Origin of the sequence: Pseudoalteromonas sp. T1lg122, from assembly GCF_002964825.1 — a bacterium.
GTDB lineage: Bacteria > Pseudomonadota > Gammaproteobacteria > Enterobacterales > Alteromonadaceae > Pseudoalteromonas > Pseudoalteromonas gelatinilytica.
The window spans coordinates 1-2,981 of sequence record NZ_PQCG01000009.1; the positions used below are offsets into that span (position 1 = coordinate 1).

The following is a 2,981-nucleotide window of genomic DNA, read 5'->3' on the forward strand; positions in this document are numbered from 1 at the left end:
TATAAAGAGTTTTCAAAAGTAAAAATATGCCAGTTAATCAGCAATGATTAATCGGTATCTACTTTAGTATTCTCATCATTATTTGATGAATTTAACTTCTGGCGAGTTAACAGCTGTCACTAACAAAGACCCGTTTGGGTTGTATGGTTAAGTGACTAAGCGTACACGGTGGATGCCTTGGCAGTTGGAGGCGATGAAGGACGTATTAACTTGCGATAAGCCTAGTCAAGCTAGTAAAAAGCGCTTGAGACTAGGATTTCCGAATGGGGAAACCCACCTGCTTGCAGGTATCTTACACTGAATACATAGGTGTAAGAGGCGAACGCGGAGAACTGAAACATCTAAGTACCCGTAGGAACAGAAATCAACCGAGATTCCGGAAGTAGCGGCGAGCGAAACCGGACCAGCCCTTAAGCTTATTATGTGTTAGTGGAACATTCTGGAAAGTTTGACGATACAGGGTGATAGTCCCGTACACGAAAATGCATCTTAAGTGAAATCGAGTAGGTCGGAGCACGTGAAACTTTGACTGAATATAGGTGGACCATCATCTAAGGCTAAATACTCCCAACTGACCGATAGTGAACCAGTACCGTGAGGGAAAGGCGAAAAGAACCCCTGTGAGGGGAGTGAAATAGAACCTGAAACCGTGTACGTACAAGCAGTAGGAGCCCTTCGAGGGTGACTGCGTACCTTTTGTATAATGGGTCAGCGACTTATATTTTGTAGCGAGGTTAACCGAATAGGGTAGCCGTAGGGAAACCGAGTCTTAACTGGGCGTTGAGTTGCAAGGTATAGACCCGAAACCCGGTGATCTAGCCATGGGCAGGTTGAAGGTTGAGTAACATCAACTGGAGGACCGAACCCACTAACGTTGAAAAGTTAGGGGATGACCTGTGGCTAGGAGTGAAAGGCTAATCAAACCGGGAGATAGCTGGTTCTCCCCGAAATCTATTTAGGTAGAGCCTCGGACGAATACTTACGGGGGTAGAGCACTGTTAAGGCTAGGGGGTCATCCCGACTTACCAACCCTTTGCAAACTCCGAATACCGTAAAGTACTATCCGGGAGACACACGGCGGGTGCTAACGTCCGTCGTGAAGAGGGAAACAACCCAGACCGCCAGCTAAGGTCCCAAAGTCATAGTTAAGTGGGAAACGATGTGGAAAGGCCCAGACAGCCAGGAGGTTGGCTTAGAAGCAGCCATCCTTTAAAGAAAGCGTAATAGCTCACTGGTCGAGTCGGTCTGCGCGGAAGATGTAACGGGGCTAAACTATGCACCGAAGCTGCGGATTCAAACTTTGTTTGAGTGGTAGGGGAGCGTTCTGTAAGCCGTTGAAGGTGTACCGGGAGGTATGCTGGAGGTATCAGAAGTGCGAATGCTGACATGAGTAACGATAATGCGGGTGAAAAACCCGCACGCCGGAAGACCAAGGGTTCCTATCCCATGTTAATCAGGGTAGGGTAAGTCGACCCCTAAGGCGAGGCCGAAAGGCGTAGTCGATGGGAAACGGGTTAATATTCCCGTACTTGGTATAATTGCGATGGGGGGAACGGAGCAGGCTAAACAAGCATGGCGTTGGTTGTCCATGTGAAAGTAAGTAGGTTGGTGACTTAGGAAAATCCGGGTTGCTAAGACTGAGATACGAGACGAGCCACTAAGGTGGTGAAGTTGTTGATGCCATACTTCCAGGAAAAGCCTCTAAGCTTCAGATTATACCGAATCGTACCCCAAACCGACACAGGTGGTCAGGTAGAGAATACTAAGGCGCTTGAGAGAACTCGGGTGAAGGAACTAGGCAAAATTGTACCGTAACTTCGGGAGAAGGTACGCTCCTATCTGTGATGAGACTTGCTCTCTAAGCGGACGGGAGCCGCAGTGACCAGGTGGCTGGGACTGTTTATTAAAAACACAGCACTGTGCAAAATCGCAAGATGACGTATACGGTGTGACACCTGCCCGGTGCCGGAAGGTTAATTGATGGGGTTAGTTTTCGGACGAAGCTCTTGATCGAAGCCCCGGTAAACGGCGGCCGTAACTATAACGGTCCTAAGGTAGCGAAATTCCTTGTCGGGTAAGTTCCGACCTGCACGAATGGTGTAACCATGGCCACGCTGTCTCCACCCGAGACTCAGTGAAATTGAAATCGCAGTGAAGATGCTGTGTACCCGCGGCTAGACGGAAAGACCCCGTGAACCTTTACTACAGCTTGGCACTGAACATTGACCCTACATGTGTAGGATAGGTGGGAGGCTTTGAAGCAGAAACGCTAGTTTTTGTGGAGCCGTCCTTGAAATACCACCCTTGTAGTGTTGATGTTCTAACGTTGGCCCCTAATCGGGGTTACGGACAGTGCCTGGTGGGTAGTTTGACTGGGGCGGTCTCCTCCCAAAGAGTAACGGAGGAGCACGAAGGTTGGCTAAGTACGGTCGGACATCGTACGGTTAGTGTAATGGTAGAAGCCAGCTTAACTGCGAGACAGACACGTCGAGCAGGTACGAAAGTAGGTCATAGTGATCCGGTGGTTCTGAATGGAAGGGCCATCGCTCAACGGATAAAAGGTACTCCGGGGATAACAGGCTGATACCGCCCAAGAGTTCATATCGACGGCGGTGTTTGGCACCTCGATGTCGGCTCATCACATCCTGGGGCTGAAGTCGGTCCAAGGGTATGGCTGTTCGCCATTTAAAGTGGTACGCGAGCTGGGTTTAGAACGTCGTGAGACAGTTCGGTCCCTATCTGCCGTGGGCGTTTGAGAATTGAGAGGGGTTGCTCCTAGTACGAGAGGACCGGAGTGAACGAACCGCTGGTGTTCGGGTTGTCATGCCAATGGCATTGCCCGGTAGCTACGTTCGGAACTGATAAGCGCTGAAAGCATCTAAGCGCGAAGCAGGCCTCGAGATGAGTTCTCACTAGACTTTTAAAGTCTCTGAAGGGCCGTTGAAGACTACAACGTTGATAGGCAGGATGTGGAAGTGGTG

Annotated in this window: 1 rRNA gene; it reads left to right on the forward strand. The window is 49.8% G+C overall.

Annotated features, from left to right (window positions below):
• Positions 1 to 145 precede the first annotated feature (145 nt).
• Positions 146 to 2,981 (forward strand): 23S ribosomal RNA (locus C2M33_RS09400); the annotation flags it as partial.